The sequence below is a fragment of the Magnetospirillum aberrantis SpK genome, assembly GCF_011022235.1.
Taxonomy (GTDB): domain Bacteria; phylum Pseudomonadota; class Alphaproteobacteria; order Rhodospirillales; family Magnetospirillaceae; genus Magnetospirillum; species Magnetospirillum aberrantis.
Window position 1 is genome coordinate 71437 of the sequence record NZ_JAAIYP010000027.1, and the last position, 25818, is coordinate 97254.

The 25818-nt window shown below is 64.2% G+C and carries 22 protein-coding genes and 2 tRNA genes; 5 read left to right on the top strand and 19 right to left on the bottom strand.

Annotation, left to right across the window (positions count from 1 at the left end; genetic code table 11):
* The first annotated feature begins 55 nt into the window (after positions 1–55).
* Together G4223_RS04760 and G4223_RS04765 are read left to right on the top strand one after the other, a co-directional pair.
* Positions 56–451, top strand: a complete 396-nt coding sequence (locus G4223_RS04760) for a hypothetical protein (RefSeq protein WP_163675752.1) — start codon at positions 56–58, stop codon at positions 449–451.
* A gap of 114 nt (positions 452–565) precedes the next feature.
* A complete protein-coding gene (locus G4223_RS04765; RefSeq protein ID WP_163675755.1) occupies positions 566–1162 on the top strand; it encodes a nitrous oxide reductase accessory protein NosL in 597 nt (198 codons plus the stop codon).
* A gap of 42 nt (positions 1163–1204) precedes the next feature.
* Here G4223_RS04765 and G4223_RS04770 read toward each other — a convergent pair whose 3' ends face one another.
* From G4223_RS04770 to G4223_RS04840, 15 genes are all read right to left on the bottom strand, one after another.
* Positions 1205–1786: an SCO family protein gene (locus G4223_RS04770; protein ID WP_163675758.1), complete on the bottom strand. Its 582-nt coding sequence runs from the start codon at positions 1784–1786 to the stop codon at positions 1205–1207.
* Positions 1783–2079, bottom strand: a complete 297-nt coding sequence (locus G4223_RS04775; protein WP_163675761.1) for a hypothetical protein — start codon at positions 2077–2079, stop codon at positions 1783–1785. Before G4223_RS04775 ends, G4223_RS04770 begins: the two co-directional genes overlap by 4 nt.
* A gap of 62 nt (positions 2080–2141) precedes the next feature.
* The gene (gene cydX, locus G4223_RS04780; protein WP_163675763.1) at positions 2142–2252 is read right to left on the bottom strand and encodes a cytochrome bd-I oxidase subunit CydX; all 111 of its coding nucleotides are present in this window, start codon (positions 2250–2252) and stop codon (positions 2142–2144) included.
* A gap of 13 nt (positions 2253–2265) precedes the next feature.
* The gene (cydB, locus tag G4223_RS04785; protein ID WP_163675766.1) at positions 2266–3417 is read right to left on the bottom strand and encodes a cytochrome d ubiquinol oxidase subunit II; all 1152 of its coding nucleotides are present in this window, start codon (positions 3415–3417) and stop codon (positions 2266–2268) included.
* 12 nt (positions 3418–3429) lie between these two features.
* On the bottom strand, positions 3430–5001 hold the full coding sequence (locus G4223_RS04790) for a cytochrome ubiquinol oxidase subunit I (RefSeq protein ID WP_163675769.1): 1572 nt from the start codon (positions 4999–5001) through the stop codon (positions 3430–3432).
* Between the two features lie 4 nt (positions 5002–5005).
* Positions 5006–5224 carry a hypothetical protein gene (locus G4223_RS04795; protein WP_163675772.1) on the bottom strand — a complete coding sequence of 73 codons (219 nt, stop codon included), beginning with the start codon at positions 5222–5224 and terminating at the stop codon, positions 5006–5008.
* An 86-nt stretch (positions 5225–5310) separates the two neighbouring features.
* On the bottom strand, positions 5311–5559 hold the full coding sequence (locus tag G4223_RS04800) for a hypothetical protein (protein WP_163675775.1): 249 nt from the start codon (positions 5557–5559) through the stop codon (positions 5311–5313).
* A 77-nt stretch (positions 5560–5636) separates the two neighbouring features.
* Complete coding sequence (locus G4223_RS04805; protein ID WP_163675778.1) at positions 5637–6014, bottom strand: DUF2946 family protein; 378 nt, start codon at positions 6012–6014, stop codon at positions 5637–5639.
* A 445-nt stretch (positions 6015–6459) separates the two neighbouring features.
* Positions 6460–6535, bottom strand: a tRNA-Val gene (locus tag G4223_RS04810).
* A 106-nt stretch (positions 6536–6641) separates the two neighbouring features.
* Positions 6642–6914, bottom strand: coding sequence for an HU family DNA-binding protein (locus G4223_RS04815; RefSeq protein WP_163675780.1), 273 nt, complete (start codon positions 6912–6914; stop codon positions 6642–6644).
* Between the two features lie 247 nt (positions 6915–7161).
* On the bottom strand, positions 7162–9561 hold the full coding sequence (gene lon, locus G4223_RS04820) for an endopeptidase La (RefSeq protein ID WP_163675783.1): 2400 nt from the start codon (positions 9559–9561) through the stop codon (positions 7162–7164).
* A gap of 161 nt (positions 9562–9722) precedes the next feature.
* Positions 9723–10982, bottom strand: coding sequence for an ATP-dependent Clp protease ATP-binding subunit ClpX (gene clpX / locus G4223_RS04825; protein ID WP_163675787.1), 1260 nt, complete (start codon positions 10980–10982; stop codon positions 9723–9725).
* A gap of 133 nt (positions 10983–11115) precedes the next feature.
* Entirely contained in the window at positions 11116–11760 is a 645-nt protein-coding gene (gene clpP / locus G4223_RS04830) for an ATP-dependent Clp endopeptidase proteolytic subunit ClpP (RefSeq protein WP_163675789.1), read from the bottom strand.
* A 236-nt stretch (positions 11761–11996) separates the two neighbouring features.
* A complete protein-coding gene (gene tig / locus G4223_RS04835; RefSeq protein WP_163675792.1) occupies positions 11997–13385 on the bottom strand; it encodes a trigger factor in 1389 nt (462 codons plus the stop codon).
* Between the two features lie 76 nt (positions 13386–13461).
* Positions 13462–13546 (bottom strand) — tRNA-Leu (locus G4223_RS04840).
* Between the two features lie 261 nt (positions 13547–13807).
* Here G4223_RS04840 and G4223_RS04845 point away from each other — a divergent pair.
* On the top strand, positions 13808–15139 hold the full coding sequence (locus G4223_RS04845; RefSeq protein WP_163675796.1) for a globin-coupled sensor protein: 1332 nt from the start codon (positions 13808–13810) through the stop codon (positions 15137–15139).
* 116 nt (positions 15140–15255) lie between these two features.
* On the opposite strand, the gene G4223_RS04850 is transcribed toward G4223_RS04845, so the two are convergent.
* The gene (locus tag G4223_RS04850; protein ID WP_163675799.1) at positions 15256–16677 is read right to left on the bottom strand and encodes a malonyl-CoA decarboxylase; all 1422 of its coding nucleotides are present in this window, start codon (positions 16675–16677) and stop codon (positions 15256–15258) included.
* A gap of 89 nt (positions 16678–16766) precedes the next feature.
* A complete protein-coding gene (locus G4223_RS04855) occupies positions 16767–18212 on the bottom strand; it encodes an NAD(P)H-hydrate dehydratase (protein ID WP_163675802.1) in 1446 nt (481 codons plus the stop codon).
* Positions 18213–18390: 178 nt separating this feature from the next.
* Between G4223_RS04855 and G4223_RS04860 the strand changes: the two genes are divergently transcribed.
* Positions 18391–19650 carry a D-amino acid dehydrogenase gene (locus G4223_RS04860; protein ID WP_163675805.1) on the top strand — a complete coding sequence of 420 codons (1260 nt, stop codon included), beginning with the start codon at positions 18391–18393 and terminating at the stop codon, positions 19648–19650.
* Between the two features lie 76 nt (positions 19651–19726).
* On the opposite strand, the gene G4223_RS04865 is transcribed toward G4223_RS04860, so the two are convergent.
* Together G4223_RS04865 and G4223_RS04870 are read right to left on the bottom strand one after the other, a co-directional pair.
* Positions 19727–21916: a methyl-accepting chemotaxis protein gene (locus G4223_RS04865; protein WP_163675808.1), complete on the bottom strand. Its 2190-nt coding sequence runs from the start codon at positions 21914–21916 to the stop codon at positions 19727–19729.
* Between the two features lie 207 nt (positions 21917–22123).
* Positions 22124–24214 carry a ComEC/Rec2 family competence protein gene (locus G4223_RS04870; protein ID WP_241003953.1) on the bottom strand — a complete coding sequence of 697 codons (2091 nt, stop codon included), beginning with the start codon at positions 24212–24214 and terminating at the stop codon, positions 22124–22126.
* A gap of 177 nt (positions 24215–24391) precedes the next feature.
* On the opposite strand from G4223_RS04870, the gene gltX reads away from it, so the two are divergent.
* Positions 24392–25804 carry a glutamate--tRNA ligase gene (gltX, locus tag G4223_RS04875; RefSeq protein WP_163675814.1) on the top strand — a complete coding sequence of 471 codons (1413 nt, stop codon included), beginning with the start codon at positions 24392–24394 and terminating at the stop codon, positions 25802–25804.
* Positions 25805–25818 lie beyond the last annotated feature (14 nt).

A 25818-nucleotide genomic window follows, 5' to 3' on the forward strand; every position in this document is an offset into this window, starting at 1 on the left:
TTAATGCTGATCCGCGCGCATCTTGTGACCGGATGCGTGTCAGGGGGAACACCGCATGTCGCGTTCCAAGGGCCAAAGCCGTTTCCGACCTCTCCGGGCGTTGCGTCGTCTGGCGGTGGTTCTGGGCGTGCTGTCCCTGGTCGCCCAACTGTTGTTGCCGCTGTCGCAGTCCCAGGCTGCCTGGGTGGAAGAAGGCTTGTTCCCGCCCACCTGTTCGGTGCATGGCGGCGATCTGGCCGGCGACTTGGCCGATTTGGGCCAGTGCCAGCAATGCCCGCTGTGTCAGGCTCAATTCGGCGACCGCCTCGCGACGCTTCCAGACCGTGTTGCCATGGTGCTGTTCGTCGCGTTGCCCGTTGCCGCGCCGTCCCCGCCGCTTTCTACCGATGGTCCGGCGACCGTTCTGGCCTTGCCGCCCTTGCCGTCGCGTGGGCCGCCGTCCGCGGTCTGACCGCGGTTCCGTTTTTTCCGACATTCCGTAATCCGCCCGGCAGGCGTCCTTTGGATCAGGCATCCTTTGGATGTCGCATACCGCGCGCCGGGCATTTTCCCGAGAGGAAGCACCATGAAGCGTCGTCAGTTCCTGATGGCCGGCACCACCATTGCCGCCGCCGCCACCCTGGTTCATTCCGCCCCGGCCTTCGCGGCCGAAGGCGACGGCACGCCCATGCAGTTCATGCCCAAGGCGCCCAAGGACCCCAATCCGCTGGAGGGCGAATTGGACAAGTACAAGAAGTGCCCCTATTGCGGCATGGACCGTAAGCAGTTCCATTTCTCGCGCCATCTGATCCATTACAGCGACGATCTGGTGGACGGCACCTGTTCGATCCATTGCGCGGCGATTTCGCTGTCGCTCAACCTGGACCGCGTGCCGAAGGCGATCTATGCCCCGGACAACGGTTCGGGCGCGGAAATCAAGCCGCTAACCAACGCCGAGGCCGCTTTCTATGTCATCGGCGGCGACCACAAGCCGGTGATGAGCAAGGTGGCCAAGACCTCGTTCGCGTCCAAGGTGGCGGCCGAGGCGGCCAAGGGCTCGGGCGAGGTGGCGGATTTCGACCGCGCCTTGATGCTCAGCTACATGAGCATGGCCGACGACACCAAGATGATCCGCATGCGTCGCGAGGAAAAGCGCAAGGCGGCTGGCGCCATGAAGCACTGACGGATTGTGCGCTCCCCCGCCGTGTCGGCGGGGGAGCATCCGTCACGGGACCTGTTCGGCCAACAAGCGGGCCAACGCTTCGGCCGGGGTTCCGTGCGGAATGGTGAGCGCAAGACGGCCGTCCGGCGCCATCAGATACAAGAAGGCGGAATGGTCCATGGTGTAGTCGTCGCCATCGCCATTACGGGTATAGACGACGGCGAATTGCCGAGCCGCCTCGGCCACCTGTTCTGGCGACCCGCCCAGACCCACCATGCCCGGCCAGAAAGAAACGACGTATTCCCCCAGGACGGATGGCGGGTCGCGGTCGGGATCGACGGTGATCATGGCCGTCTGGATGGCGTCGGCCCGTGTTCCCAGGCGGTACAACGCTCCGGCCATGGTGGACAGGCTGGTGGGACACACGTCCGGGCAATAGGTGTAGCCGAAATAGACAAGCAAGAAGCGGCCGCGAAAATCGGCCTCGGTCACCGTGTGGCCCCGTTGATCGACCAGGGTGAAGCGGGGATATTCGGCGGCTTGCGGCCCGTTGTTTCCCAACAGATGGGACAATTGGATTCCCGCCAGCGCGGCGACGACCACGATGGCGGGAATCACCTTGATCCAGGGACGGATCCCCCTCATGACGCGCTGACGGAAACGGATGGAAGCGTCAGCCCGCCGATGGCGGTGAAGAAGATGCCCCCGGCCACATAGGCGAGAAAGCCGCTGCGCAACCCCAGCGCCCGTGCCTTGGACAGGGTGCGTCGGGCCTGTCGGGCCGGACAGGGGTCGAGTTCGGCGGAGGCCGCGCTTTGCGGCAGGTCGCCGTGATCGATCAGCGCTTCGACGATGGTTCGGGCCAGTTCCGGCCGGTCGGCGGCGATGATGGCCAACGGCTGTTGGTCGCTGCGCACGCTCCAGAACGATTGCTTCATGGTGGAACTCCGCGATGGGAGGGGAAAAGGGGGCGGACGCTTCGCGTCCGCCCAAGAGTGCGTCAGCGGTCGGCGCCGCCCGGATCGGGCAATTGCGTCTCGTGCCACAGCGCGTTCAGGATGGCGGCCCCAGAGGCCAGACCGATGCCGAGAATCCAGGTGAAGTACCACATGTTCCGGGCCTCCTTAGTAATGGCCGGTGGGGTTGGTTTCGATGTCCTGGGCGGTGACGCGCCCGCGCAGGACGCGGAACACGAAGCCGGTGTAGGACAACACGATGGGCAGGAAGATCAGCGTGCAGATCAGCATGATGAACAGCGTGCGCTGGCTGGACGACGCGTCCCACACCGTCAGGCTGGACACCGGGTCGATGCTGGACGGCATCAGGAAGGGGAACATGCTGACCCCGGCGGTGGAGATGATGCCCAGGACGCCGGTGCCGCTGGCGACGAAGCCCAGGCCGGGGCGGCCCAGACGCACCAGCATCAGCGCCAGCAACGGTCCGGCGATCCCCAGAACCGGTGCCGCGATCATCCATGGATAGGCGGCGTAATTGGTCAGCCATGCGCCGTCGGTCACCGTCACCGCCTTGAACAGCGGGTTGGACGGGCCGTTGGTCAGGAATTCGCCGGTGATGACATAGCCGGGAATCCCCAGGGACAACCACACCCCGGCCAGCACGAACAGCAAGACGCAAAGCGGCGCGGTGACGGTCAGCACCTTGGCCGCCCGCTCGCGGACCGGGCCGTCGGCCTTGACCGACAGGTAGACCGCGCCATGGGCCAACAGCATGGTCAACGACACCAGCCCGGCCAAAAGGCCGAACGGATTCAACAGCTCGAACAGGCCGGTGCCTTCGTAAAAGATACGCATTTCGGGATCGATGCGGAACGGAACGCCCTGCAACAGATTGCCGAAGGCGACGCCGAACACCAGGGACGGCACCAGACCGCCGATGGTCAACGCCCAATCCCAGAACGCCCGCCAGGTGGGGTGGGCGATCTTGTTGCGGAACTCGAAACCGACGGGGCGGATGATCAGCGCCGCCAGCACCAGGAACAACGCGATGTAGAAGCCCGAGAAGGCGGCGGCGTAGATGGCTGGCCAGGCGGCGAAGATGGCGCCGCCGCCCAGGATCAGCCACACCTGATTGCCGTCCCACACCGGGCCGATGGTGTTGATGGCGACGCGGCGTTCCACGTCGGTCCGGGCGACGAAGGGCAATTGCGCCGCGACGCCCAGGTCGAAGCCGTCCATGATGGCGAAGCCGATCAGCAAGACGCCGAGGAACAGCCACCAGATCAGGCGAAGGATTGTGTAATCCGTCAGGATTTCCATGATGCGTGTTCCTTATTCGGCGGGTTGCGGAGCGGCACCGGCGAGCGGCGCCGGGGCCTTGAGACCCAGGGCCTCGACCGGACCCAGGCGCACGGTCTTGCGCATGAGCACGATGTCCACCACCAACAGCGACGAGTAGAACAAGACGAAGCCGCCAAGGGTGAACAGAACCTTGGGCAGCGACAGCGACGACGACGCCAGGAAGGTCGGCAACATGCCGTCCACCGCCCAGGGCTGGCGTCCGAATTCGGCCACGAACCAGCCCAACTCGGCGGCAATCCACGGCAGGGGCAGCGACCACAGGCACAACTTCAGGAAACGGGTGCTGGTGAAGTCGCGCTTGCAGGCCTTCCAGAACGCCACGGCGAAGAAGGCGATGAAGAAGAAGCCCAGCGCCACCATCAGACGGAAGCTCCAGAACAGCGGCCCGACACCGGGCAAGGTGTCGCGGGCCGCCCTGGCGATGGTGGCGTCGTCGGCTTGGCGCGGGTCGGCCACGTACTTCTTCAGCAGCAGGGCGTGGCCCAGGTCCTTGTCGGTGGCGGCCAGGGTCTGGCGGGCCTCGACGTCGGAGCGGTCGGCGCGCAGACGCTCCAGCGCGTCATAGGCCACCAAACCGTTGCGGACCCGCTGTTCGGCTTGGATCAACAACTCGTTGATGCCGGGCACGGGCTGGTCGACCGAGCGGGTGGCGATCAGGCCAAGAACCCAAGGAACCTTGATCTCGTAGTGGTTCTCGCCGGTCTTGCTGTCGGGAATGGCGAAGACGGTGAAACCGGCGGGCGCGGCTTCGGTCTCCCACATGCCCTCCATGGCCGCCAGCTTCATCTTCTGGCTTTCGCTGACGGTGTAGCCGCTCTCGTCGCCCAGCACCACCACCGACAGGCTGGACAACAGACCGAAGGCCGAGGCCACGATCATGGACCGCCGCGCGAATTGAACGTGACGGTTCTTCAGCAGATACCAGGCGCTGATGGCCATGACGAAGATGGACCCGGTGACGTAGCCGGCGCTGATGGTGTGGACGAACTTGGACTGGGCCGCCGGGTTGAACAGCAATTCCCAGAACGAGCTCATCTCCATGCGCATGGTGTCGGGGTTGAAGGTGGCGCCGACCGGATTTTGCATCCAACCGTTGGCGATCAGGATCCACAGCGCCGACATGTTGGAGCCGATGGCCACCAGCCAGGTGGCGCTCAGGTGCCCCACCTTGCTCATGCGGTTCCAGCCGAAGAAAAACAGGCCGACGAAGGTGGATTCCAGGAAAAAGGCCATCAGCCCCTCGATGGCCAAGGGCGCGCCGAAGATGTCGCCGACGTAGTGTGAGTAATAGGCCCAGTTGGTGCCGAACTGGAATTCCATGGTGATGCCGGTGGCGACCCCCATGGCGAAGTTGATGCCGAACAGCTTGCCCCAGAATTTGGTCATGTCGCGCCAGATGGTGCGTCCCGACATGACGTAGACGCTTTCCATGATGGCCAGCAGGAACGACAGCCCCAGGGTCAGGGGCACGAACAGGAAGTGGTAAAGGGCGGTGGCGGCGAATTGCAGCCGCCCCACCTGGGTTGGATCGATGTCGAACATGGGCTCAGTTGTCCCCCTCTCGGGCGGCGACGGCCGTCAGGCGGCCATCCATGACGGACGGGTTCACCGCGACGCGGTCGTCGCCGCCGAACAAGAACAGACGCATGGCCACCACCACGCACACCTTGACGCACAAGGTGGCGACGATGCCGCGCGCCAGCGGCGTACGGGGTCGGAATCCGGCTGAAACGAAAGCGCAAACAGCCATCAGGACAGCGTGCATGGCACACTCCTTGGGAAACGAGTGGTTTTCCTGCGTCGGTTGGAATACGGGTTTCGCCGGGAAATTCCGGGAACGGCGTCGGCGGTTCAGCCGTCGGTGCCGCCCCAGCTCAGGGCCACCGCCAGCCCGATCATGGCGAAGGCACCGGGGACCGTCAGCCATTCCAGCGGCGATGGCGGCAAGGCCGCGGTCGACAGCAGGGAACGCAGACGGGCGATGTCCAACACCAGGACAAGGCCGACCAGGACCACCCCGCCAAAGGCCCCGGCGATCATGCCGGACAGGGCCAGACGCAGGGCGGCGGGCGTGGATTGCCAGGACCGTTTGAGGTGCATGGCCGGACTCCGCACGGGACCGCAAGGAACGGGCGCCCCTGTTCAGGGACGGGCCGCGCCGGCGAAACGAACGAGGGTCAGGCCAGAGGCGGGGCGCGGGGCTGGGCGGTGCCCGAGGGACGCGAAAGACGCGGCGCGGGCTGTTCGGCGGGGAGGAACGCCTGCGTCTCCACCGCCTCGACCAGGATGGCGAGCGCGATCACGGCCGGGGCCTGGACCCCGCCATGCATCAACGGCAGACAGTAGACGCAGAAACTGGTGTGGGCCGAAGGCCCTTGGGTATCAAGGATGTTGCCGTCGCGATCCATCACCACCATGCCGGCGGCGGTACAGATCACGATGCGGTCGCCCAGCAATTCCTGGGCGAAAAGGGGCGTCGTTCCCTCGGCCTGGGCCGGCATGGAGCCGGCGCCCAGAACGTTGAAGGCCAACAGGATCAAGCCGATCCAAGACACGACATGACGGCGGAGAAGTCCTTGCGAACTATCCGTTTCCGTCATGTAAGCCTTTTGGCGAGAACCCCTTCTCATAGTGTGGAGACTATCGGCGAAGGACACGGGGAAGTCAAGGAACGCACTCCCATTTTCCCCGTGTCTTAGTTCTAGGCATGGAGGTCAACTCCTTCGTTTCGCTGTTCTCCGGGGCAGACCCTTGAAGAGGCTGGAGGGCAGTGGGGCGTCTCGGAGCGCCCTGGCCGAATTGGCGACGGAATGGCTTTGCCCGTTCCATGCCCCGGAAAACGGCCCTGGCGGGTATGGCCTGGGGATGGCAGGAGTATGCCTCGTCCTGCGGGGCGTGGTTGATTTCGGTCGGGAGGCGGGTTCTCAAGTGTGACGTGAAGGTGTGCTAACGAAGCACCCACACACTTGAAACCACGGTGAAATCAATGCCTTATAGGCTTGGTGGGCGGTGACGGGCTCGAACCGCCGACCCTATCGGTGTAAACGATATGCTCTACCAACTGAGCTAACCGCCCGCGCCCCCTTTCATAAGGGGGGCTGAGGAAAAACACAACACCGTGACCAAAAGAAAACGCCGGCTCAGCGAAACCGGCGTTTTCACAAATCTTGCGGCGACAGACCTTACTGGACGGCGTCCTTGAGGCCCTTGCCGGCCTTGAACTTCGGCTGCTTCGAGGCGGCGATGGTGATCTTTTCGCCGGTGCGCGGGTTGCGCCCCTCGGACGCGGCACGGGCGGCGACGGCGAAAGTGCCGAACCCAACCAGGCGAACTTCGTCACCGGCCTTCAGCGCGTCGGTGACCGCCTCAAAAACACCATCGACGGCCTTGGCGGCGTCGGACTTGGACAGGCCGGAGCTGTTAGCAACGGCGGTCACGAGATCGTTCTTGTTCACCTGATGGCCCCCTCTTTTGTCGCCGGCAGCAAATCAATCCGGCCTGAAACCCTTCAATGCCGCGCAGTCTAAATCCCAGGTCATGCGAGCGTCAATTGCCATTCGCCGCAAACCCCCGGAAAACCGCCACTTTCCTATCATCTCACGACGCAATTTCCGGTTAATTATCGGCAATTGGTCCCGCCAATAGAAAACGGCCGCCGGTTGTATCCGGCGGCCGTTTCCATACCTTAGACTTAAGTCGGATTTAGTGGGTGGTGACCGTCACTTCGGCATCCTTGGCCACCGCCGGAGCCGTTTCGGCCGGTTCTTCCCACTCGATGGCCACCGGCTGCGACGTCAGGGCACGGGCCAGCACCTCGTCCACCGTGGACACCGGCACGATCTCCAGTCCTTTCTTGACGTTATCGGGGATCTCGGCCAAGTCCTTCTCGTTCTCCTTGGGAATGAGAACGGTCTTGAGACCGCCGCGCAACGCCGCCAACAGCTTTTCCTTGAGGCCGCCGATGGGCAGCACCCGGCCGCGCAACGTCACCTCGCCGGTCATGGCCACTTCCTTGCGCACCGGAATGCCGGTCAGTGCCGAAACGATGGCCGTGCACATGGCGATGCCGGCGCTGGGGCCATCCTTGGGCGTGGCCCCTTCGGGCACGTGCACATGGATGTCACGCTTTTCGAACACCGTCGGCTTGATGCCAAGAGTGACCGAACGCGAGCGGACGTAAGAACGCGCCGCCTGCACCGATTCCTGCATCACATCGCCCAGCTTGCCGGTGATGCTGAAATTGCCCTTGCCGGGCATGGTCACCGCCTCGATGGTCAGCAATTCGCCGCCCACTTCGGTCCAGGCCAAGCCGGTCACCGCGCCGACCATGTCCTCCAGTTCCACTTCGCCATAACGGAACTTGCGGATTCCGGCGTACTTCTCCAGCGTCTTGGCGCTGATGGTGACCTTTTTCTTACCCTTCGAGACGATCTCGGTTGTCGCCTTGCGGGCAAGGTTGGCCAATTCGCGTTCCAGGTTACGCACGCCCGCCTCGCGGGTGTAGTAACGGCACAGATCGCGGATGGCGTCGTCGGTGATGTTGATCTCTTCCTTGGCCAGCCCCGCCGCCTTGACCACCTTGCTGAGCAGGTGGCGCTTGGCGATTTCCACCTTTTCGTCCTCGGTGTAGCCGGACAGGCGGATCACCTCCATGCGGTCCAGCAGCGGCTGGGGCATGCGTAGGGAGTTGGCGGTGGTGACGAACATCACGTCCGACAGGTCGTAATCGACCTCGAGGTAATGGTCGTTGAAGGTCGAGTTCTGCTCGGGGTCCAGAACCTCGAGCAACGCCGAGGACGGATCGCCACGCCAATCGGCGCCCAGCTTGTCGATTTCGTCAAGCAGGAAGAGCGGGTTGGACGACTTGGCCTTCTTCATGCCCTGGATGATCTTGCCCGGCATGGAACCAATATAAGTCCGGCGGTGACCGCGCACCTCGGCCTCGTCGCGCACGCCGCCAAGGCTGATGCGCACGAAGTTGCGGCCCGTGGCGGTGGCCATGGACTTGCCGAGCGACGTCTTGCCGACGCCGGGCGGACCGACCAGGCACAGGATCGGACCCTTGACCTTGTCGGTACGGGTCTGTACCGCCAAATACTCGATAATGCGTTCCTTGACCTTTTCCAGGCCATAATGCTCGGCGTCGAGGATCGTCTCCGCCAGCTTGATGTCTTTCTTGACCTTGGTCCGCTTCTTCCACGGAATGGTCAGCATCCAGTCGAGGTAGTTGCGCACCACCGTCGCCTCGGCCGACATCGGACTCATGGACTTGAGCTTCTTCAACTCGGCCACGGCCTTCTCGCGCGCTTCCTTGGACAGGCGGGTCTTGGCGATACGCTCTTCCAGTTCGGCGACTTCGTCCTTGCCGTCCTCGGTCTCACCCAATTCCTTTTGGATGGCCTTGAGCTGCTCGTTCAGATAGTACTCGCGCTGGGTTTTCTCCATCTGCCGCTTGACGCGGTTGCGGATCTTCTTTTCCACCTGAAGAACGCCGATTTCGCCTTCCATGTGGGAATAAACCCGCTCCAGCCGTTCGGTGACGGTGTCGCACTCCAGCAATTCCTGCTTTTCGGCGATCTTGAGCGACAGATGCGACGCCACCGTGTCGGCCAGCTTGCCCGGGTCCTCGATCTGGTTGACCGACACCAGAACCTCGGGCGGAATCTTCTTGTTCAGCTTGATGTATTGCTCGAACTGGCTGACCACCGACCGCGACAGCGCCTCCAGTTCCTGACCTTCGCTCTCGGGGTCGCCCATGACCTCGGCGACCGCCTGGAAGAAGTCGGGATTGTCGGTGAAACCGGTGATCCTGGCCCGGCGGCTGCCTTCGACCAGCACCTTGACGGTGCCGTCAGGCAGCTTGAGCAATTGCAGAACCGTCGAAACGGTCCCGACAGCATAGATGTCGTCGGTGGTGGGATCGTCCTGAGCGGCGTTCTTTTGCGCCACCAACAAAATCTGCTTGTCCTCGCGCATGACGTCTTCCAGCGCGCGCACCGATTTCTCACGGCCGACGAACAGCGGGACGATCATGTGGGGGAAGACGACGATATCGCGGAGGGGAAGAACCGGATAAACGTCGCCGCTTGCGATTTCGGCCATGCTGCCTCTTGAACGTATGCGGCCACCGCGCGGACGGCCGACTTTTCACCATTTCAAACGTGCCTGGTTCTATACCTAGGCTGTTCCCCTCTCCCGTCAAGGGAAGGCCCGGCGAACCGGCCCTCGCCCCCCGACGCTCTTATACCTTTGCGCCCAGATCCTCAGGCGCCCACATCCTCCCGGCGTTCGGAATGGATGTAGAGCGGCTGGGCGTGGCCCTCGACCGCCTCCTTGTTGACCATCACTTCCTCGACGCTGTCGAGCGTCGGCAGTTCGAACATGGTGTCCAGCAAGATGCCTTCCATGATGGAACGCAGGCCGCGGGCACCGGTCTTGCGCTGGATGGCCTTCTCGGCGATCGCCTTGAGCGCGTCGTCCTGGAAGCTCAGCTTGGTGTCTTCCATCTCGAACAAGCGCTGGTACTGCTTGACCAGGGCGTTCTTGGGTTTGGACAGAATTTCCACCAAGGCGTCCACGTCCAGGTCATCCAGCGTCGCCAGCACCGGCAGACGGCCGACGAATTCGGGAATCAAGCCGAACTTCAGCAAGTCCTCGGGCTCGACCTCACGCAGGATTTCGCCGGTCCGACGCTCGTCAGGTCCACGCACCTCGGCACCGAAACCGATCGAGGTCTGCTGTCCTCGCGATCCGATCACCTTTTCCAAGCCGGCGAAGGCGCCGCCGCAGATGAACAGGATGTTGGTGGTGTCCACCTGCAAGAACTCCTGTTGCGGATGCTTGCGGCCGCCCTGGGGCGGAACGGAGGCCACCGTGCCTTCCATGATCTTCAGCAGGGCCTGCTGCACACCCTCGCCCGACACGTCGCGGGTGATGGAGGGGTTGTCGGACTTGCGGCTGATCTTGTCGACCTCGTCGATGTAGACGATGCCGCGCTGGGCGCGTTCGACATTATACTCGGCCGCCTGCAACAGCTTGAGGATGATGTTCTCGACGTCCTCGCCCACATAGCCGGCTTCGGTCAAAGTGGTGGCGTCGGCCATGGTGAACGGCACGTCCAGGATGCGGGCCAGGGTCTGGGCCAGCAACGTCTTGCCGCAGCCGGTGGGGCCGATCAGCAGGATGTTGGACTTGGCGATCTCGATTTCGTTGGCTTTGCCGCCGTGCTGCAAGCGCTTGTAGTGATTGTGCACGGCAACCGACAGGACCTTCTTGGCGTGGTCCTGGCCGATGACATAGTCATCGAGCACGGCACGAATGTCCTTCGGGGTCGGCACACCGTCGCGCGAGCGAACCAGATGGGTCTTGTGCTCTTCGCGAATGATGTCCATGCACAGCTCGACGCATTCATCGCAAATGAACACGGTCGGCCCGGCGATCAGCTTGCGCACCTCGTGCTGACTCTTTCCGCAGAACGAGCAGTAGAGAGTGTTCTTGGAATCGCCGCTCGTGGACTTGGTCATCGGTACTCCATTGGTAAAGCGCGGCCAGACAAATTGGAATCAATGTTAGCCACACGAATCGGCGGCACACAATGAAAATAACCCATGGCGCGGCGCCTCCTTTTGGCGGAAGTCGGCGCCGGCCGGGGTCGAATCAGCCCTCCGACGGCTCCGCTTCGGGCGGCTGACGGCTGCTGACCACCTCGTCGATCAGTCCGAATTCCTTGGCTTCGGTGGCGCTCAGGAACTTGTCGCGTTCCATGGCCTGCTCGATCACCTCGAGCGGCTGCCCGGTGTGGCTCACGTACATGTTGTTGAGCCGGGCCCGGAGCGCCAGGATCTCGCGAGCGTGAATCTCGATGTCGGTGGCCTGGCCCTGGAAGCCGCCCGAAGGCTGGTGCACCATCACCCGCGCGTTGGGCAGGGCGAAGCGCTTGCCCTTTTCGCCGGCGGTCAGCAGCAACGACCCCATGGACGCCGCCTGGCCCAGACACACGGTCGACACCGACGGGCGGATGTATTGCATGGTGTCGTAGATGGACAGGCCCGACGTCACCACGCCACCCGGCGAGTTGATGTAGAAGGCGATATCCTTGCTCGGGTTCTCGGATTCGAGGAACAGAAGCTGGGCGCAGATCAGGCTGGCGACCTCGTCATAGACCTGACCGGTCAGGAAGATGATGCGCTCTTTCAACAGACGGGAATAGATGTCGTAAGACCGCTCGCCCCGGTTGGTCTGCTCGACCACCATCGGCACGAGGGTATTCATGTAGAGGTCGATGGGGTCTCTCTCGCGCATGGTCCGTCCTTCTCGTCAGTCCATCATGTGGCGGTTGCTGGAATCCGTCCTAGCCGACCTGGGCGGGTTGCGCCACTGAAATTCGCCGTGCGCACAGCAAGAAAATGCGGCGACGGCGCACAAGCCGCCCTAGATTTGGGGAACGAACTGATTTTCGCAATCACACACACCGTTATCAACGCATAAAAAACCGGCGGCCCCCTTCACGGAGGCCGCCGGCCGACACGAACCCAAGATCACTCGGCCGATTCGGCCTTCTTCTTGGTGGCCTTCTTCTTCGGCTTGGCTTCCTCGGCCTTCTCCTCGCCCGCCTCGTCGGGATCCTTGCGCAGATCCTCGACCGACACTTCCTTGTCGGTCACCTTGGCCAGTTCAAGGATGAAGTCGATGACCTTGTCCTCGAAAATGGGGGCACGCAGCGAATTCAGGGCTTCCTGGTTGTTCTTGTAGTACTGGAACACCAGGTGCTCCTGGCCGGGGAAGCGGCGGGCTTCCTCGATCAGCGCCTTGTTCAGGTCGTCCTGGGTGACGGTGACCTCGTTCTTCTGGCCGACGTCGGCCAGCAGCAGACCCAGACGGACGCGGCGTTCGGCCAGGGTCCGGTACTCGGTCTTGAGGGTCTCTTCGTCCTTGTCGGCGTCCGCCGGGTCCAGACGCCCGGCTTCCTTGTCCTGCTCGATCTGCTTCCAGATGGCCTCGAACTCCTGCTCGACCATGCCTTCCGGAACCTGGAAATCATGGTTGGCGGCCAACTGGTCCAACAGAACGCGCTTGAGCTTGGTCCGGGCGATGCCGTCCAGTTCGCGGGTCAACTCGTCCTTGATCGCCTGCTTCAGGGCGTCCAGGCTGTCCATGCCGACCTTCTTGGCCAGTTCGTCATCCATCTCGGCGGCCTTGGTGGCGCGCACTTCGTGGACGGTGACGTCGAAGGTGGCGGGCTTGCCGGCCAGATCTTCGTTGCCGTAGCCTTCGGGGAAGGTCACCTCGACCACCACCGCGTCGCCGGCCGACTTGCCGACCAGTTGGTCCTCGAAGCCGGGGATGAAGGTGTTGGAACCGAGCTTCAGCGAATAACCCTCGGCGGTACCGCCGGCGAACGCCTCGCCGTCCTTCTTGCCGACGAAGTCGATCACCACCACGTCACCGGCGGCGGCGGCGCGCTCGACGGTCTCGCTGCCTTCGTGACGCTCGGCGATGCGGGCCAGGGTGTCGTTGATCTCGCCCTCGGGAGCGGCGGCCTTCTCGCGCTCCAGCGACAGGGTCGCGAAATCCATGGCGGTGATTTCCGGCAGGACTTCCAAGGCGACGGTGAATTCCAGGTCCTTGCCCTCGGCGTACGAGGTGATCTCGACCTTGGGCTGCATGGCGGGCTTGAGGCCCTTGTCCTGGATGGCCGAGCCGGTGCCCTCGTTGACGGCGGCCTCCAGCACCTCACCCATGATGGACGCGCCATACTTCTGACGCACGATCTTCAGGGGCACCTTGCCGGGGCGGAAGCCGGGCAGCTTCACCTCACGGGCGATTTCCGCCAGCCGGGATTCGGTGCGCGCCTCAAGCTGCGCCGCGGGGACGACGACCTTGAACTCGCGCTTCAGGCCGTCAGCATTCGTCTCGGTTACCTGCATCAGTCTTTCGCCAATCGAATCAATTCGTTGCAAGAATACCGGCGGTCACGGACACCCCTGGGGCGCGGAGCGCGACTGGTGCGGGCGAAGGGACTTGAACCCCCATGGCCGAAGCCGCTGGAACCTAAATCCAGTGTGTCTACCAGTTCCACCACGCCCGCACGAGCAGGTGCGCGACCAAGGGTCGGCCCGCCGGAACCGGTGTCTATATCATAGTCGAGCGCGCGGATACAGCGCTTGTAAGCATGTTCTGTCATTCCCCGTTCGCCATGGCCAAAAGGCGGAATTCCATATTGATTTTAAGGATACTTCTAATACGATGGAACTAGAGGCCTGGGAGTTTCGTAGGACGCCAATCCGTTGAAATAGGTATATCAAGCACCCACCTCCTCTAAGACATAGACCTAAGTTTGGGGCACATCATGGATCTGGACCGCGCCGGACGTTTGGCTTTCTTGCGAATCGACGACGAAACCTGTCGAGCTTTGCGTGAGTTCCGCGAAATCCTGGCCCCCCGCATGGATTCCCTGCTCGAGGATTTCTACGGCTACGTGCGGGCCAATCCGGCGGTGGCTGACTTGTTCGCCTCGCCCGCCCGCATGGACCACGCCCGCGCCATGCAGAAGCGTCACTGGCTGGACAGCGTGTTCGCCGGCAATTTCGACGACCGCTACTTCGCCAACGTCACCGAAATCGGCAAGATTCACCAGCGCATCGGGTTGGAACCGCGTTGGTACACCGCCGGCTACTGCTTCGTCCTCAATCAGGTGTTCGCCATCGCCATCACCGCCTATCGCAAGAAGCCGGAAAAACTGGCGCAAGTTCTGGCAGCGGTGAACAAGGCGGCCTATCTCGACATGGACCTTGCCACCTCGGTCTACATCGAAACCAACACCGCGGCCATCATCGCCCGCGAACTGGGGACCAAGGCCGATTCCTTCGAACGCGACGTGCAAGGCGTGGTGTCCCAGGTCGCCGCCGCAGCCACCCAGATGGAGGCCAGCGCGCGGACCATGGCGGCCAACGCCGAGGAAACCTCGATGCAGTCCACCACGGTAGCCGCCGCCGCCGAGGAGGCCACCGTCAACATCCAGACCGTGGCCGCCGCCGCCGAGGAACTGTCCAGTTCCATCGCCGAAATCGGCCGCCAGGTATCGCATTCGGCTTCCATCGCCTCGTCGGCGATGGTCGAGGCCAACCGCAGCAACGACATGGTGCAAAGCCTGGCCGAGGCGGCGGGAAAGATCGGCCAGGTGGTCAAACTGATCAACGACATCGCCAGCCAGACCAACCTTCTGGCCCTGAACGCCACCATCGAGGCCGCCCGTGCCGGCGAGGCCGGCAAGGGTTTCGCCGTGGTGGCCAACGAGGTCAAGAGCCTGGCCAACCAGACCGCCAAGGCGACCGAGGAAATCGCCGCCCAAATCAACGCGGTTCAAAACGCCACCCATGACGCGGTCAGCGCCATCGGCGCCATCGCCACCACCATCGGCCAGATCAACGACATCGCGAGCGGCATCGCCGCCGCGGTCGAGGAACAGGGCGCCGCCACCCAGGAAATCGCCCGCAACGTACAGCAGGCGGCCCAAGGAACCCAGGAAGTGACCGGCACCATCGCCCGCGTCTCGGCCGCCGCGTTCGAAACCGGCAACGCCGCGCGCGAGGTTCTGATCTCGGCCGAGACGCTTACCGGCAATTCGGCGACGCTCAGCGCTCAGGTGGACCATTTCGTGAGGGAAATCCGTCAGGGCTGAGCCCTGATACCAAATCGCGTTGATCTGAACCGATCAACGCCGCCCTCAAGCGCCGAGCGGGTTTTTCCAAAAGACGAAGCCCCTTCCCGCGATGCGGAAAGGGGCTTGGCTTTTTCTTACACCTTCAACAGGCCGCGAATATCCGACGACACCGCCACCTTGCCGGTGCCGGAATAGGATTCGTGGTTGGTTTCTATCTCGTCCAGTTTGTAGAGGTAGTTGATCATCAGCCCCAGGGATTGCTTCATTCCCTTGGCGCTGGTGTCGGCCAGCCAATTCAGACGCTCGACACGGGCACCGTTGGACAAATGGAAATGGGCCACCGGATCAAGCGCCCGCCCCTGTCCCGTCCGCTTCTCCTGGGCGACGTAACGGGCCGCCAGCCGGGTCAACGGCGCCCGCAAGGTTTCGGCGATCATCGGATCATTGGCCCAGTCGCCATCGTCCACCAACGCCTTCAGGCTGCCCTTGGCGCCCTGGCCGTTGGACAATTGCGTCAGCGTCCGATGTTCGGCCGGCAACAGCAACCCGGCCTCGCCCTCGGCGAGTTTCTCCACCAGCCAAGGACGGAAACCGGGCAGCGGCGACAGCGTGGCGAAGTTCTTGAGCCTGGGGAACTCACGCGACAATTCCTCGACCACCTTCTTGATCAGGAAGTTGCCGAAGCTGATGCCGTCCAGCCCACGTTGGGCGTTGTTGATGGAATAGAAGATGGCGGTGTCGGCTTCGTCCGGGTTTCCCACCGGGGCGTGGGGGTCGAGCAGTTCGTGCACGTTGCCGGCGATGCCGCGCACCAAAGCCACCTCGACGAAGATCAACGGCTCCTCGGGCATGCGCGGATGGAAAAAGGCGTAAAGGCGACGGTCGGAATCCAGCCGGTTCTTCAGATCGCCCCACCCCTGAATGGCGTGCACCGCCTCGTAGGCCATGATCTTTTCCAAGACACAGGCCGGCGAGCGCCAAGTGATGCGTTGAAGTTCCAGAAAGCCGACGTCGAACCACGCCGCCAACAGATCCTTCAGTTCCTTGGCCAGCGCGGTCAGGCGGGCGTCGCCCTTGGCCATGCCCATCAACTCGGCCCGCAGGTCCACCAGGAACTTGACCCCCTCGGGCAAGGCGTTGAACTGGGTCAGCAGACGGGCATAGGGCGGTTCCAGCGCGGTGCGCAAGGCGGCCTCGGCCGACAGGCGGGCCTGATCATCGTCACCGGCCGCCAGCAACGCCTGGGTGGCGCCGCCGACGCGGGCGGTGTCTGGACCGAAACCGGCCATCAACCGCAGGAAACGCCTGCGCCCCTCGGCCGACAGGGACAGGTATTCGCGTCCCAGGGCGGCGGCGCGGGCACGGGCCGACACCTCGCCGCCCTTGCCTTCCAGACAGGCCAACATCTGCTTGCGCAGACGTTCCAGGTCGTCGTCGGGCAGGTCGGGGGCAAAGCTCAGGGTTTCACCACCCTTGGCCGAACCGGCGACGTCGAGCCACAATTTCGCCAAACCCTTGATACGGGCGATGAGGGAAGTTCCGACGGCTTGTGTCATGCGGGGCGCCTCTCGTCCTTCTGTCATTGGGAGGGTTTCTCCTTGATGTGGGTAAGGATCGCCGGTTGCGCAAACACCGGCAAGACGATCTAAGGAAAAAGGGCGGTCAAAATCCGGGGCAATGCCTCGGGCAAGTCCTCGGCGATCAGCCCCGGCCCCTGGCCGGCCGCCGCTCCATGCAGCCACGCACCGGCGGCGGCGGCGAAAAAGGCATCCATGCCCGCCGCCATCAAGCCACCGATCATGCCGGCCAGCACGTCCCCCGACCCGGCAGTGGCCAGCCAGGGCGGCGCGTTGGCGTTGATGACGGCACGGCCATCGGGATGGGCGACCACCGTGTCCGGCCCTTTCAGCAACACCACCGCCCCGGCCCGCTTGGCGGCGCGACGGGCGCGCTCCAGCCGGCTGCCGTCGCTTTTGCCGAACAGCCGGGCGAACTCGCCATCATGGGGTGTCAAAACCACGTTGTCGGAAAGAACCTTGAACAATTCGCCGGGGGATTCCGAGAAACTGGACAGCGCGTCGGCATCCAGCACCATGGCCTTTCCCGTCCGCGCCGCCGCCAGCACCCGTGCCCGCAGGGCGGCGCCGACGCCGCATCCCGGTCCCAGCACCAGCGCGTTCTTGCGGCTGTCGGCCAACAGCGTGTCGAATTCGGCAAGGTCGGCGACCATGGTCCCAGGATCGCCGGCCCGCAGGATCGCCAGCGCCTCGGCCGGGGCGGCGATGGTCGCCAACCCCGCCCCCACCCGCCGTGCCGCCCGCGCCACCAGACGTGCCGCCCCGGTCATGACGGGACCGCCCACCACCACCAGATGGCCGCGGGCATATTTGTGGCCATCAACCGCGGGCCACGGGAAACGGTCGCGCCAAACCGCCGGGCCGTTCTCGGCCAGGGGTGGCTCGACCTCAGCCAGCACCGAGGCCGGAATGCCGATGTCGGCCACCTCGACCTCGCCGCACAACAGACGCCCCGGCAGCAACAGGTGCCCTGGCTTCTTGCGGAAAAACGTCACCGTCGTTACCGCCTGCGGTGCGCAGCCCAACACCTGACCGGTATCGCCGTCCACCCCGGACGGCACGTCCACCGCCACCACCGGCAGGCCGCGCCGGGCAATCTCGGCCACCATGTCGGCGGCCACGCCCGACAACGGACGGGCCAGACCGGCGCCGAACAAGGCGTCGACCACCACGTCGGCGCGCTCAAGCACCGCGGACGACAACGGCTCGGTCGCCCCATGCCAGCGGGACGCCATGGCCGCCGCGTCGCCCTTGAGGTTGACGGCATCGCCCAACAGCGCCAGCCGAACCGCGTAACCGGCGTCACGCAACCGCCGCGCCACCACGAAACCATCGCCGCCATTGTTGCCCGGCCCGCACAGCACCGCCACCCGACAGGGACCGAAACGCCGTCTGAGCGCACGCGCCACGGCGAAGCCGGCAGCTTCCATCAAATGCTCACCGGACACGCCGCCCACCGTCGCCAGGGCGTCGGCACGATACATTTCGGCCACACTCAGCACTTCGGGACCCATCAACCGTTCTCCATGCTGCCGCCCATCCAGGGTATGCCCGGCGCCGCACATTTCAACTTGCATTCGCCACGCCCCACCCTTGCCCCTGGCGAAGGCCAGGAAATCCATCTGGGGGGATTGCCGGGCGGGCGCGGTTGCGCTAGGACCGTTGTCGCGTTTCTTCGCGATGGAGGTGAGCGTGAGGGTGCTGGTTCTCGGTGCCGGCGTGGTCGGCACCGCCGCCGCCTGGTATCTGGCCAAGGCCGGGCACGAGGTGACGGTGGTCGACCGTCAGCCAGCCCCCGGCATGGAAACCAGCTTCGCCAACGGCGGCCAGATCTCGCCCTGTCATGCCGAACCGTGGGCCAATCCCGGCGTGCTGCCCAAAATCGCCAAATGGCTGGGCCGCAAGGACGCGCCGCTGTTGTTCCGGCTGGGCCGCTGGGACCCCGAACTGTGGCGTTGGGGCTTACGCTTCCTGGCCAATTGTCCGGGGCCGCGCGCGGCGGCCAACATGGAACGCACGTTGCGGGTCGCCATCTATTCGCGGGCCTGTCTTCAGGAATTGCGGGCCGAAACCGGCATCGCCTACGACCAGCGCAGCCTGGGCATCCTGCACGTCTATCGCGACGGCGCCGAGTTCGCCGCCGCCCGCAAGGCGGCAGGGATGATGCAGGATTGGGGGTTGGACCGTCTGGCCAAGACGACGGCCGAATGCACCGCCATCGAGCCGGCGCTGATCCCGGTGGCCGACCAGTTGGCCGGCGGAATCTTCACCCCTGGCGACGAAAGCGGCGACGCCCACAAGTTCACCCTGGCGCTGGCCGCGCTGGCCGCCGCACGCGGCGTGACCTTCCGCCACGGCGTCACCGTGCGCGCCCTGATCCGCGACGCCGATCGCGTCGCCGTCGCCGACAGCGATCACGGACCGCTGACCGCCGACGCTTTCGTGCTGGCCGCCGGCAGCTACAGCCCGTTGCTGGCCCGGCCGCTGGGCCTGCGTCTTCCGGTCGTCCCGGCCAAGGGCTATTCCATCACCCTGCCCGCCGACGGCCCGGCGGCGCCCGTGGTGTCGGTCACCGACGACGAACACAAGATGGTCTATTCCCGTCTGGGCGACCGCCTGCGCTGCGCCGGCACCGCCGAAATGACCGGCTACGACACCACCCTGACCGAGGAGCGCTGGCATCTGATCCGCCGCCACGCCAGCGCGCTGTTCCCACAAGCCGGCGATTTCGACCGCGCCGAACCGTGGACCGGATTGCGCCCGGTCACCCCCGACAGCGTGCCGATCCTGGGGCGCACGCCCTATGCCAACCTCTATCTCGACACCGGGCACGGCACCTTGGGCTGGACCATGGCGTGTGGTTCGGGACGGGCGCTGGCCGACCTTGTGTCGGGCCGTCAGCCCGAGATTGACATGGCCGGCCTGGGGCTGGACAGATTCAGTAAAAGTTAGAGAGATCAAATAGCTAGAACCCGTCCATGAAAGCCAGCACCCCGTCAACGAACATTGACGGGGCGCCGAGCCTTCCTTACGAACGGATACGGGCGACGAAGCTGCCGACATCCCCCTTCAGGCGCTCGGATTGCTCCGACAATTGGCGGGCCGCCGACAGAACCTGCCCCGAGGCTTGCCCCGTCTTGGTCGATGCCTGCGTCACGGTCGAGATACGATGGGTAACATCTCCCACACCATCGGACGCCTGTTGAACATTGCGGGCGATTTCCTGGGTGGCGGCTCCCTGTTCCTCGACCGCGGACGAAATGGACGAAGAAATCTCGCTGATCCGCGAGATGGTCGAAGTGATGCCCTTGATGGCCCCCACCGCCTCTTGAGTCGCCTGCTGGACAGAGGAAATCTGGGAACCGATCTCATCGGTAGCCTTGGCGGTTTGATTGGCCAGGCTTTTCACTTCATTGGCGACCACCGCGAAGCCCTTGCCGGCATCGCCGGCACGAGCGGCCTCGATGGTGGCGTTCAACGCCAGCAGATTGGTTTGGCTGGCGATATCGTTGATCAATCCCACAACCTCGCCGATCCTCTGCGCCGCCTGGGCGAGGTCGGTGACGATCTGGTTGACGCGGTTGGCCTCGGCCACCGCCGACGCCGCGACATCGGCGGATTGCAGGACCTGTTGCCCGATTTCCTGAATGGCCGCCGACAATTCCGTGGTGGCGGAAGCAACTGTCTGGACGTTGGACGACGCCTGTTCGGAAGCCACCGCCACGGCCGCCGCTTCCTCCTCGGTCTGAGACGCAAGATCGGACAAGGATTGAGCCGCCGCCGCCATCTCGCCGGAACGCGCGGACACCGCCTCGACCACCCCCATGACGCTGGCCTCGAAATTGGAAGCCAACTCATTCATGCGGCGACGCTGCTCGGCCTCGGCCCGCTCTTTCTGCGCCACCTGCTCCGCTTGAAGTCGCTCGACCTCGATGGCGTTGTCCTTGAACACCTGAACGGCCTGGGCCATCTGCCCCAGTTCGTCCGCCTGATCGCGAGCCGGAACCTCGACCTGATGGTTGCCGCCGGCCAGGGCCTTCATGGCGGCGGTCATGGCCACCACCGGACGGGCAACCCCGCCGGCAACCACCCACATGACGCCAATGGCCAACAGAGCCACCACCAGCCCGGTCACCACCTGCCACAACCGCGAATCGGCGGCGCGCTGATTCAACGCGGCGGTCAGGGCGTTGGCTTCGGCCATCACCACGTCGCGCGGAACGCTGACCAGCACCGACCACGGTTTTCCGGTCTGGCCCAAGGCGATGGGGCTGAACACCTGCAACATGCCGGTTTCTTCCTGCCACGCCACCGAACCGCGGCCAGCCTTCACCGTCGCCAGATCGTCATTCCAGGTGCGGCTGAACGAAGAAAACGACTTGCCGATACGTTCGGGATGATCGCTGTTCGCCACGACCAGCCCCAGGTCGCTGAGGATCACCACCTCGCTTTTGCCACCGAAGATGGATTGACTGACCTTGTTGGCCAGCGTCTGCACGAAGTCCAGGTTGAAGTCCGTCCCGGTCACCCCCAGAAACTTGCCCCCGACCTTCACCGGTACTGAAATGGTCGCCAAATAGACATTCTTGCCCTGAACCACATAGGGCAACGGCCCCAACACGCTTTCGTGGCCGGTTTCCTGGGGACCGATGTACCAGCCTCCCTTCATCACACCGTTGGGATGCAGGTCGCGGCTGTCATATTCCACCAAAGGCTGGAGCGCGATCTTGCCGTCGCTGCCACGGGTCCAATAGGACAGGAATCGCCCCGTGTTGTCGGAACCACTGTCGCGATTCCCCCGATAAAGCTGGTCCTGACCATCCATGGCGTCGGGTTCCCACGCCGAATAGGTGCCGTTCAGCTTTTCATTGGCGAGCAACCCGAAATGCAGCATCTCATTGAAATAGGCCCGCCGCTCGCCAACCGTGATGCCATCGGCGCCCGAGCTTCCCACCACCTTGGCCGCACGCAACGCGAAGGTCCTGGCGATCTGCAACGCCTCGTCGAACTCGAATTGGATGCGGGCGGCCTGACGCGCGGCCACTTCCTGCATGTAGTCCTTGCTCTTGTCATCCATCAGTCTTGAAACGTTTTCGTCAACGAAACGGTTGCTGCCGTTGGTGAAAATGATGCCGAACGTAACCACGGCTGCGGCGGTCACCAACAGGCACAACCCCGCCAAGGCGGCGATCTTGATTTTGACAGACTTGATTTTCATTGGACGGACCACCTTCGCACGTTGGACACCCATGCCCCTTTTGTCGCAACACACGTGTCCACGAATCAAAAATCCTTCACGACGATACACCAAAAAACAGTCAATCCGAAGAGGACTTCAAATTCATAAAATCAACAAAAGTGAATAAGCACCTCATACAAAGGTATCAACCAGATCGCGACTTTAGGCGCACTACACAACCCTTCTCTATTCATCCTCATCCTTCATGATATCCCCCACCTCACTGCTCTCGGCCATTTTCCTCCGCCGATGCGGCCGGTGCGCCCAGGGTCGGTCCCCCTGCCACTCGGCAACGGTTTCAATTCGGGCACCCTTCTCCGTCAACCACAGGGCGTGGGCGCCACGGCGCCACAGGTCGAAACGGTCCACCACCGCCGCCGCGCCACGGCAGGCCTGCCGGATGGGGACGGCGGCAACCACCACCTGGGCGGAGCCGTCGCAGGCGGCGGCGATCCCTTCGTCCTGCTGCACCAGGGCAACCTGGATGCCGGCGCCACGATAGACGCACCCCAAGGCGTCACAGGCCAGCCGCCCGTCATTGGAGCGGCCACGCTTTGGCCAGCGTTCGACGGCGGCCGGGCCGGCACGGCGGGCCCAGGTCTCGCGCTGGATACGCCCACCACGGTTGACCAAAAGGGTGCCGTCGGCGGCACGCACCCCAAAGGCATAACCCCGCCCATCCACCAAAATGTCGGGAGGGTCATCCAGCGCCATGGCGGCCACCCCCAGAACCATGGACAAAGCCCCCCACAGCCGCCAGCGCCGCCGCCACAGAACCAGCCAGCAAAGGCCAAATGAGAACAACACCAATCCCCAAAGCGGCAACACCGGCAAGGAAATCGCCGCCGCCGGCCAGCCGGCGACCATGGCCGCCACATGGTTGATGGCAGCGACTCCCCAGCCCATGAACATCCAGGCCCAAGCGTCGAGCCCAAGCGGCATCAGCAGCAACCCTAAAGCGGCGAATGGCATGACCACACCGGACAACGGCACCGCCAGCGCGTTGGCCGCCACCGACCACACGGCGAAGCGGTTGAAATGGTAGATGCCGTAAACGGCGGTGGCACCGCCCGCCACCAAGGTAGACACCACCACCCCCGCCAGATAGAGCCCCGCCGCCGCCGCCCAGCCGCGATGTTCGGCCCGCCAGACGGCAAGCCGCGGCGACAAGACCTCGTATGCGGCGATCAGCGCGGCGACGGCGGCGAACGACATCTGAAAGCTGGGGCCGACCAGAACCTCGGGCGTCAACAACAACACCACGACCGCCGCCCACGCCACCAGCCGCATGGAAAGCGCGCTACGGTCCAGCAACACCGCCACCAGCACGATGCCGGTCATCAGGAACGAGCGTTGTGTCGGCACCGGCGCCCCAGCCAGCAACATATAAAAGAAGGTGGTGAACAACGCCGCCACCGCCGCCCATTTCTTGATCGGGCGGCGCAAGGCCACCGCCGGCACCAGCGCCAGCCCGCCGCGCACCACGAAGAACACCAGGCCGGCCGCCAACCCCATGTGCAACCCGGAAATGGACAGGATATGGGCCAGACCGGAATCGCGGTAATCGTCCAGCACCTTGCGCGGAATGGCACCGGTTTCACCGGTCACCAGGGCGGCCGCAACGGCACCGCTGCCATCCTTGGGCAACAGGTCGAGAATACGTCGGGCGATGACCCGGCGCAGTTCGTTAAGCGTCGCCCACGCCCCTTGCCCCTCTCCTTCGTCCAGGATTTGCGGGCGGCCTCGCATGGTGCCGATGGCCCCCAATTCCTGGAACCAGGCGTGGCGGGCGAAGTCAAAAGCGCCCGGTGCCGACGGTTGCGGCGGCGGAATCAATTGCGCGGTGACGGCGATCCGGCACCCCACCGCCAGGTCCATATCCTCGCGCAGGCGAAGGCGCACCCGGCGGGGAGACGGCCCTTCGACCTCGACCCGGACATCGTCCAACAGCACCCGCTGTCCGCCCTCGGCCAACAGCTCCACTTCCGCGACCATCCCTTGCAGCCGCACCAGACCGGTGGGGCGCTCCAGTACCGGATGGGCGACCATGGCCGTCCGCCACTGGGCGGTGAAAAAACCGGCCGCCAGCGCCAGCAACGGCAAGGCGACCAACAGATGGTGCGGACGCTTGCGCACCGCCCAGGCTAGAGATAGGGTACCGACCGCCCCTGCCCCGCCCAGCCATAGCGGCGGTTCGGCCGGGGCAAGGAAGTACAGCGAGATTCCCAGCCCCAGGAAAGTCGGCAACCACAAAGGCCAACGTTCGCGCTCGGCCATCACCGTCGCGACGATGTTTGCATTTGCAAAAGGCCCTAGCCTTTGGACCAGGAAGCCGCCTATCCTATCGGGCAGGAAAATCGCCATCCCCCCCACTCATCGGGCTGTCATCCGTCTCAAGATATGCTAGAGAGATGCGGCCTGCTACGTATGGCGCTAGGAGTTTCGATACCTATCATGTCGGTGGTCACCCGTTTCGCCCCTTCTCCGACTGGCTTCCTCCACATTGGCGGCGCGCGCACCGCGCTGTTCAACTGGCTGTTCGCCCGTCACCACGGCGGCCAGTTCCTGCTGCGCATCGAGGACACCGACCGGGCGCGCTCCACCCAACAGGCGGTGGACGCCATTTTCGACGGCATCAAGTGGCTGGGCCTCGATTGGGACGGCGAGGCGGTGTTCCAGTTCGCCCGCATGGACCGCCATGCCGAGGTCGCCCGCCAATTGGTGGCCGAGGGCAAGGCCTATTACTGCTATTGCACCCCCGAGGAACTGGAGAAGATTCGCGAGCAGCAGCGCGCCGAGGGCAAGCCCATGCGCTATCCCGGCATCTGGCGCGACCGCGACCCGTCCGAGGCTCCGGCCGGGGCCAAGGCGGTGGTGCGTCTCAAGGCGCCGCAGGACGGCGACACCGTGATCCACGATCTGGTGCAAGGCGAAGTCCGCGTCGTCAACTCGCAACTGGACGACATGGTGCTGTTGCGCGCCGATGGCACGCCCACCTACATGCTGTCGGTGGTGGTGGACGACCACGACATGGGCATCACCCACGTCATCCGCGGCGACGACCACCTGACCAACGCCTTCCGCCAATACCAGCTTTACAAGGCCTGCGGCTGGGACATCCCGCAATTCGCTCACATCCCGCTGATCCACGGCCCCGACGGCGCCAAGCTGTCCAAGCGTCATGGCGCGCTGGGGGCCGAGGCCTACCGCGACATGGGCTTCCTGCCCGAGGCCATGCGCAACTATCTTCTGCGCCTGGGCTGGGGCCATGGCGACGACGAGATCATCCCGACCGAACAGGCCGTCGAATGGTTCGACCTGGCCGGCGTCGGCCGTTCGCCGTCGCGTTTCGACATGACCAAGTTGACCAACCTCAACGGCCATTATCTGCGCCAGTCGGACGACAGCCGTCTGGTTGACTTGATCGCGCCAATGGTCGAGGCCAAGGTGGGGGCGCCGGTGGATGCCGAAGGGCGCCGCCGTCTGACCGCCGGCATGGCCGGTATGAAGGAACGGGCCAAGACTTTGGTGGAATTGGCCGATTCCGCGCTGTTCTACGTGCGTCCGCGCCCATTGGCGCTGGATGACAAGGCCGCCAAGGCGTTGGACGATTCCGACGCACGGGCCTTGTTGCGAGATTACGTCCAGTCGGTCGCCGAGTCCGAATGGACGAAACACGTTCTGGAGGAGGCCGCCCGCACTTTCGCGGAAAGCCGTGGCCAGAAGCTGGGCAAGGTGGCGCAGCCTTTGCGGGCGGCGTTGACCGGGTCTTCTGTGTCCCCACCCATCTTCGAAGTGATGGAAGTGCTGGGACGCGCCGAGGCCACCGCCCGCATCGAGGACATCACAGGGAAGGACACCCCCTGAGCATGAACGCCGCC

Bases quoted from the DNA above. Each gene is read 5' to 3' on its own strand.
- G4223_RS04775 (WP_163675761.1), bottom strand. From the start codon at position 2,079: ATGAAGCAATCGTTCTGGAGCGTGCGCAGCGACCAACAGCCGTTGGCC.
- G4223_RS04800 (WP_163675775.1), bottom strand. From the start codon at position 5,559: ATGCACCTCAAACGGTCCTGGCAATCCACGCCCGCCGCCCTGCGTCTG.
- G4223_RS04765 (WP_163675755.1), top strand. From the start codon at position 566: ATGAAGCGTCGTCAGTTCCTGATGGCCGGCACCACCATTGCCGCCGCC.
- G4223_RS04795 (WP_163675772.1), bottom strand. From the start codon at position 5,224: ATGCACGCTGTCCTGATGGCTGTTTGCGCTTTCGTTTCAGCCGGATTC.
- tig (WP_163675792.1), bottom strand. From the start codon at position 13,385: ATGCAGGTAACCGAGACGAATGCTGACGGCCTGAAGCGCGAGTTCAAG.
- G4223_RS04850 (WP_163675799.1), bottom strand. From the start codon at position 16,677: ATGACACAAGCCGTCGGAACTTCCCTCATCGCCCGTATCAAGGGTTTG.
- gltX (WP_163675814.1), top strand. From the start codon at position 24,392: ATGTCGGTGGTCACCCGTTTCGCCCCTTCTCCGACTGGCTTCCTCCAC.
- G4223_RS04770 (WP_163675758.1), bottom strand. From the start codon at position 1,786: ATGAGGGGGATCCGTCCCTGGATCAAGGTGATTCCCGCCATCGTGGTC.
- G4223_RS04845 (WP_163675796.1), top strand. From the start codon at position 13,808: ATGGATCTGGACCGCGCCGGACGTTTGGCTTTCTTGCGAATCGACGAC.
- clpP (WP_163675789.1), bottom strand. From the start codon at position 11,760: ATGCGCGAGAGAGACCCCATCGACCTCTACATGAATACCCTCGTGCCG.
- G4223_RS04855 (WP_163675802.1), bottom strand. From the start codon at position 18,212: ATGGGTCCCGAAGTGCTGAGTGTGGCCGAAATGTATCGTGCCGACGCC.
- lon (WP_163675783.1), bottom strand. From the start codon at position 9,561: ATGGCCGAAATCGCAAGCGGCGACGTTTATCCGGTTCTTCCCCTCCGC.
- G4223_RS04865 (WP_163675808.1), bottom strand. From the start codon at position 21,916: ATGAAAATCAAGTCTGTCAAAATCAAGATCGCCGCCTTGGCGGGGTTG.
- G4223_RS04870 (WP_241003953.1), bottom strand. From the start codon at position 24,214: ATGGCCGAGCGCGAACGTTGGCCTTTGTGGTTGCCGACTTTCCTGGGG.
- G4223_RS04790 (WP_163675769.1), bottom strand. From the start codon at position 5,001: ATGTTCGACATCGATCCAACCCAGGTGGGGCGGCTGCAATTCGCCGCC.
- cydB (WP_163675766.1), bottom strand. From the start codon at position 3,417: ATGGAAATCCTGACGGATTACACAATCCTTCGCCTGATCTGGTGGCTG.
- cydX (WP_163675763.1), bottom strand. From the start codon at position 2,252: ATGTGGTACTTCACCTGGATTCTCGGCATCGGTCTGGCCTCTGGGGCC.
- G4223_RS04760 (WP_163675752.1), top strand. From the start codon at position 56: ATGTCGCGTTCCAAGGGCCAAAGCCGTTTCCGACCTCTCCGGGCGTTG.
- clpX (WP_163675787.1), bottom strand. From the start codon at position 10,982: ATGACCAAGTCCACGAGCGGCGATTCCAAGAACACTCTCTACTGCTCG.